Consider the following 6,000-nt stretch of genomic DNA (forward strand, 5'->3'; position numbering starts at 1 on the left):
AATTACTTCGGTCATCCGGCGCGTTCGAACGACCGGGGTGCGGGCCGCGCGTCGCCGCGGCGCGCGGCGACCCGGCCCCGAACCGTTTTACCGACTGGGTTGGTACGTGGGACCGATGAGCAACGCGACCTTCGAGGTGTACACGGACGCGGCGGGACAGTGGCGCTGGCGACTCGTGCACGACAACGGGAACGTCATCGCGGACTCCGGCGAGGGATACGCCTCCCGGCAGAAGGCGACCCAAGGGATCGAGAGCGTGAAAGGGAACGCGCCCGACGCCGAGGTGGTGGACGTCGACGGGTAGGGGAGACTGGCGCGCTCGACCCGTCCGAGCGTCATCCCGCGCGGCGTCGGCGCTCGCGTCACGCCGCATGGGAACGGTTATCCTCGCTTTCCCCCAAAGGACGACCATGGCGGACGAGGATCGGATCACCGTCCTGTACGTGAACGACGATCCGCAGCTTCTAGAACTGCTCAGTACCCAGTTGCGCATGGAGGAGCCGCGACTGGACATCGTCACCACCGAGACGGTGGCCGGGGGGCGGGCGATCCTCGACGGCACGCAGATCGACTGCGTCCTCTCGGATTACCACCTCGAGGCGTCCAACGGCGTCGCGTTCCTGCGCGACGTCCGCGAGGAGTACCCGGACCTCCCCTTCCTGCTCTTCACGGAGACGGGCGACGAGACGGTCGCCAGCGAGAGCATCGAGGCCGGCGTCACCGACTACGTCATCCAAGAGGCCGTGGGGAACCAGGCGCCGCTGCTCGCGCGGAAGATCGTCACCTACGTTGATCACCGCCGCGCGCAGCGCCGGGCCGAGCGGACGGATCGACGACTCCGCGAGATCGTCTCCGTCACCGAGCAGGCGCTGTGGGTGTTCTCGGCGGATTGGAGCGAGTTGCAGTTCATCAACGACAGACACGAGGCGCTGTTCGGCCAGTCGACCGACACCCTCCGCGACGATCCGACGTCGTTCCTGGATCGGGTCCACGAGGGAGACATCGAGCGCGTGACGGTGGCGATGGAGCACGCGTCCGCGGGCGAACCGCAGGTCGTCGAGTACCGCGTCGACAAGTCCGAGGCCGTCCAGCTCTGGGTCGAGTCCCGCTGTCGTCCGATCAGGGACGACACCGGAGCCGTCACGTCGATCGTCGGCCTCTCGCGCGACGTCACCGACCGGAAGGTGTACCAGCGCGAGCTGGTCGAGAAGGTCGACCAACTGGAGGAGTTCGCGGGCACCGTCGCGCACGACCTCCGGAATCCGCTGAACGTTGCGGACGGGAACGTCCGTCTCGTGGCGAACGAGTACGATCACGAGCGCTTGGGAACGGTGCTCTCCGCGCTCGATCGCATGGACGTGCTGATCGAGGACCTACTCGAACGCGCCCGCGCGGGCGAACTGGTCGGCGAGCGGTCCCGCGTCGAGTTCGCGGAGCTCGTCACCGGGAGCTACGAGAACGTCCACGCGCCGGGGAGTTCGCTCGACGTCACGGGAAGCATCGGGCTCGAATGCGACGCCGCGCGGGTGATGGAGGCCTTCGAGAACCTGATCCGGAACGCCGCCGAGCACGGCCCGAGCGACGTGACCATCACCGCCGGTGTCCTCGCGGACGACCGCGGCGTCTACGTCGAGGACGACGGTCCCGGGATCCCCGCGATCGAACGCGAACAGATCTTCGAGAAGGGCTATACGACCGCGAAGAGCGGGAGCGGCTTCGGGCTGGCGATCGTCGAGCGGATCATCGACGGCCACGGCTGGTCGATCGACGCCCGGAAGAGCGCGGCCGGCGGCGCGCGCTTCGAGATCGTCGTCGGCGACGCGTAGCACGCCGGGCGGTGCGACGGCAACGGGACGACGACGGGGGGCGACGGCGGGAGCCGGCTCAGTCGAGCGGGTCCTCCAAGTTCCCCATCACGGTTTCGAGCGCGTCCGTGGCGGTGAGGAGGCCGACGACGCTCCCGCCGCGGAGGACGAGCGCGATCTCCTGATCTTCGGCCTGGAACTGATCGAACGCGTCGCTGACGCTCGTGTCCGCGGCGAGCGTCATCGGCGGTGCCGCGATCTCCTCGAACGACGTCGTCCCCGCCTTCAGCCCCTCGTAGTGGTCGATGATCGACGGCGAGTAGACGATCCCGCGGAAGTCCGCGAGGCCATCGCCGACGAGGGGGAACCGCGTGTGCGGGCTGCTGCGGATTCGATCGAGGTTCTCCTCCACGTCCGCCGACACCGAGATCGCCACGATCTCCGCCGCGGGCACCATGATCTCGCTGATCTCGAGCTCGTCCGCATCGAGCGCGCTCAGCACCTCCTCGCGACGCTCCTCGGGGAGCTCCCCGCGTGCGAGAAGCGAGTCGAGGCGATTGCGGAGGTCCGCCCGCGACTCCAGGACGTCCGCCTCGGTTTCGAGCCACGCGCCCGTCATCTCGACGCCGAAGAGCCGGAGCGTCCCCTTGGCGACTGCGTCACCGAGCGTGATGAGCGGCGAGATGAGCGCGTTGAACCAGTAGAGCGGCGTCGCGCCGTAGCGACAGACGGTGCGCGAGCGCTCGACGCCGAGGTAGGTCGGCGTCTGCTCGCCGTGCGTCAGGTGGAGGAGGTTGATGATCGCGAAGGCGAGGATCGCCCCGGCGCCCACCGAGGCGAGCCCCGTCCCCGCGAAATACGGCTCGAAGAGCGCGGCGAGCGCGGGCTCGGCGACGATCCCGACCGCGATACTGGAGGCGGTGATCCCGACCTGACAGGTCGTCAGATAGATCTCGAGATCGTTGGTCATCTCCCACGCGCGTTCGAGCGCGGGGTTCCCGTCGACGAACTCCGACTCGCTGAACTGGCGGGCGCGCGTCAACCCGAACTCGATCGCCACGAAGAACCCGTTCGCCAGGATGAGACCGACCCCGGCGAGGAGGCGTATCACGATCTCGGGGGGCGTCATCACGAGGACGTACCGGGAACGCGATCAAAAAAAATCGGGGCCGACGCGTCCGCGTCCGCTCCCGTCCTCTTCCGACCGATCGTTCACCGAAACCCGGGTACTGGGAGGTATATATCCGCTCGTACCGCTACATTCTGGGGGTTTATCGCGGTTCCGTCGCGATATGGACGCGAGGCACGAGATGACTGAGCCAGATCTAGCAGACCCGACGTACTATCTCAATCGGGAGCTCTCCGAGTTGGCGTTTCAAGAGCGCGTGTTGAGCGAGGCGCTGGACGAGCGGAACCCACCGCTCGAACGCTTGCGCTTTCTCGCGTACTTCACGAAGAACACGGACGAGTTCTTCATGAAGCGCGTCGGCGGTCTCGAACAACAGATGGACGCGGGCGTGACCGAGACGACGCCGGACGGACGCACCCCCGAAGAGCAGTGGGAGGAGGTCCTCGAAACCGCCCGTCCGCTCTTCGAGCGTCAGTCCGACTACTGGCTGACCGAGCTGCGCCCCGCGCTCGCGGACGCGGGCATCGAAGTCGTCGACTGCGACGACTTGGCGGACGACGAGCGCGACGCGCTCCGAGCGCACTTCGAGGAGTCGATCCTCCCGACGCTGACGCCGCTCGCGTTCGACCCCGCTCACCCGTTCCCGTTCATCTCCAATCTCTCGCTCTCTCTCGCCGTCCTCTCGCGCGGGGCGGACGGCGAGGAGACGTTCACCCGGATCAAGATCCCGTCGAACCAACCGCGGCTCGTCGCCGTCCCGAACACGACCGGGCGATACGTCCTCATCGAGAACGTCATCGAGGCGAACCTCGACGTCCTGCTTCCCGACCTCGACGTCGTCGACGTCTCGAAGTTCCGGGTGACGCGCAACGCCGAGGTGAGACGGAACGAGGAGGTGGCCGAGGACCTCATCGACATCATCGAGGACGTCCTCGACCAGCGCCGGTTCGCCACCGTCGTCCGCCTCGAGGTCGACGCGGACATGCCAGAGCGCGCCGTCGACATCCTCAAAGAGAACCTCGACGTCAGCGAACGCGAGGTCTTCTACCGCGAGGGCCCCCTCGACTTCGAGGACTTCTTCGAGCTCACCGAGCTGGACCGCCCGGACCTCAAACTCGACCCGTGGACGCCGAAGCCACACCCCCGACTCCGGCCGTCGGCCGGCGACGCGACCGACGACGAACTCGACATCTTCCGGGAGATCCGCGAGGGCGAGATCCTCGTCCACCACCCCTATCACTCCTTCGAGGGGACCGTCCAACGCTTCCTCGACGCCGCGGCGAACGATCCGAACGTCCTCGCGGTGAAGGCGGCGATCTACCGGACGGCGAGCGACTCGAAGGTGATCCAGAGCCTCATTGACGCCGCGGACAACGGCAAACAGGTCGCGGTGATGGTCGAGCTCAAGGCTCGCTTCGACGAGAAGAACAACCTCGAGTGGGTCCGCCGCCTCGAAGAGGAGGGGATCCACGTCGCGTACGGGACGGTCGGGCTGAAGACCCACACGAAGACCGCGCTCGTCGTCCGCCAAGAGGCCGACGGCGTTCAGCTCTACTCGCACGTCGGGACGGGCAACTACCACTCGCAGACCGCCAAGGGGTACTCCGACCTCGGGTTGCTGAGCGCGGACCGGGACATCGGTCAGGACCTCACGAAGGTCTTCAACTTCTTCACGGGACCAACGCTCGACGATCAGTTCCGCAAACTCCTGATCGCGCCCGTCACGATGCGCGAACGGTTCGTCGAGATGATCCGCCGCGAGGCCGCACACGCCCGAAACGGTCGCCCGACCCGGATCGTGGCGAAGGTGAACGGACTGGAGGACCCGGAGATCGTCGCGGAACTCTACCGGGCCTCGATGGCCGGGGTCGAGATCGACCTCATCGTGCGCGACATCTGTCGGCTCCGGCCGGGGCTCGACGACGTGAGCGAAAACATCGCGGTTCACTCGATCGTCGGGCGATTCCTCGAGCACGCGCGCGTCTTCTACTTCGAGAACGGGGCGCGGTCTACGGACCCGCACGCGGCAGACGGCGCGGGCGAACCGGAGTGGTACATCGGTTCGGCCGACTGGATGACCCGCAACCTCGACTACCGCGTCGAGGCCGTCACGCCCGTCGAGACCCCCGCGCTCCGCGCGCAACTCCGCTTCATCCTCGAACTCTCGCTGCGCGACAACCGCCGTCGATGGGTGATGCAGAGCGACGGGAGCTACGAACAGGCCACGCCGGGGGCGGACGAAGCGGTGTGCGACCTCCAAGAGACGCTGATGCGAGCGGCCACCGACGCCGTCGAGAGCGGCTACGGCCCGGGGTTCGAGGTCGACGAGGAGCTGATCGACGGAGAGCTCCTGATCGAGCCGGCCCCCGAGACGCGGCCGGACGCGACGTCGGTCGACGACGGTAGCCGGGAACTCGACGGCGCCGACGGACCCGCCGCTACCGCGTCCGTCGCGGACCCGGACGACGTGGGACACGCTCCTGACACCGGCGTCGTCGAGACGACGGAGCATGCCACTGACCACGCCGAGGCCATCGACGCTGCGAACGACGCGGCGCGCTCGACGCGGCCCGAGACCGACGCCGACTCGATCTTCGAGCGACAGGCCGACCACTGGTACCGCCCCGAGAGCGAGACGTACCGGTGGGCGGTCCGCACGGCGGACGGCGACCGACGCTACTTCAAGACGCGCGAAGGTGCACGCGAGCGCCTCCGCATCGAGTACGAGTAGAACCCACGAGAGCGCCGCGATCAGCACGAGTCGGAACGCGACGGACCGGTGTCGGTGCTCGGCGGACGTCGACTACGCCGCCCCGAGGTGACGGACAACCAACCGTCACCCGGGGTTCGAAAGACACACGCTCCCGAGGATCGGTTCCGACCGCGATCGCTCGCCGCCGAGAGCGCTATGGCTCTCCGGGCAAACGAATACCGAATGAACGAGTCGGCGGAATCCGCCAGCATCCCTCCGACTCTCCGATTATGAATAGCGAGGCGGCGAATCGGTGTTCCCAGAGGCTCGCGCACTCCAGTACTACCCAATACGCAGGTGAGCTTAACTTCCGT

4 protein-coding genes and 1 rRNA gene are annotated in these 6,000 nt (G+C 67.4%); 3 read left to right on the forward strand and 2 right to left on the reverse strand.

Annotated features, from left to right (window positions below; translation table 11 throughout):
* Window positions 1-115 precede the first annotated feature (115 nt).
* Both J2754_RS10350 and J2754_RS10355 read left to right on the forward strand, forming a co-directional pair.
* Complete coding sequence (locus tag J2754_RS10350) at window positions 116-304, forward strand: HVO_2922 family protein (protein WP_188879342.1); 189 nt, start codon at window positions 116-118, stop codon at window positions 302-304.
* Window positions 305-410: 106 nt separating this feature from the next.
* Complete coding sequence (locus tag J2754_RS10355) at window positions 411-1,826, forward strand: sensor histidine kinase (protein ID WP_211087360.1); 1,416 nt, start codon at window positions 411-413, stop codon at window positions 1,824-1,826.
* Between the two features lie 58 nt (window positions 1,827-1,884).
* On the opposite strand, the gene J2754_RS10360 is transcribed toward J2754_RS10355, so the two are convergent.
* Window positions 1,885-2,934: a CNNM domain-containing protein gene (locus J2754_RS10360; RefSeq protein ID WP_211087361.1), complete on the reverse strand. Its 1,050-nt coding sequence runs from the start codon at window positions 2,932-2,934 to the stop codon at window positions 1,885-1,887.
* 181 nt (window positions 2,935-3,115) lie between these two features.
* Here J2754_RS10360 and ppk1 point away from each other — a divergent pair, with 181 nt between their 5' ends.
* On the forward strand, window positions 3,116-5,665 hold the full coding sequence (gene ppk1, locus J2754_RS10365; protein WP_188879339.1) for a polyphosphate kinase 1: 2,550 nt from the start codon (window positions 3,116-3,118) through the stop codon (window positions 5,663-5,665).
* 258 nt (window positions 5,666-5,923) lie between these two features.
* Here ppk1 and rrf read toward each other — a convergent pair.
* Window positions 5,924-6,000 (reverse strand): 5S ribosomal RNA (rrf, locus tag J2754_RS10370); the annotation flags it as partial.

The sequence above is a fragment of the Halarchaeum nitratireducens genome, assembly GCF_017874695.1.
Lineage (GTDB): Archaea > Halobacteriota > Halobacteria > Halobacteriales > Halobacteriaceae > Halarchaeum > Halarchaeum nitratireducens.

What these genes read in the sequence shown, in the direction of transcription:
- J2754_RS10350 (WP_188879342.1), top strand. Translation starts at nt 116, where the DNA reads ATGAGCAACGCGACCTTCGAGGTGTACACGGACGCGGCGGGACAGTGG.
- J2754_RS10355 (WP_211087360.1), top strand. Translation starts at nt 411, where the DNA reads ATGGCGGACGAGGATCGGATCACCGTCCTGTACGTGAACGACGATCCG.
- J2754_RS10360 (WP_211087361.1), bottom strand. Translation starts at nt 2,934, where the DNA reads ATGACGCCCCCCGAGATCGTGATACGCCTCCTCGCCGGGGTCGGTCTC.
- ppk1 (WP_188879339.1), top strand. Translation starts at nt 3,116, where the DNA reads ATGACTGAGCCAGATCTAGCAGACCCGACGTACTATCTCAATCGGGAG.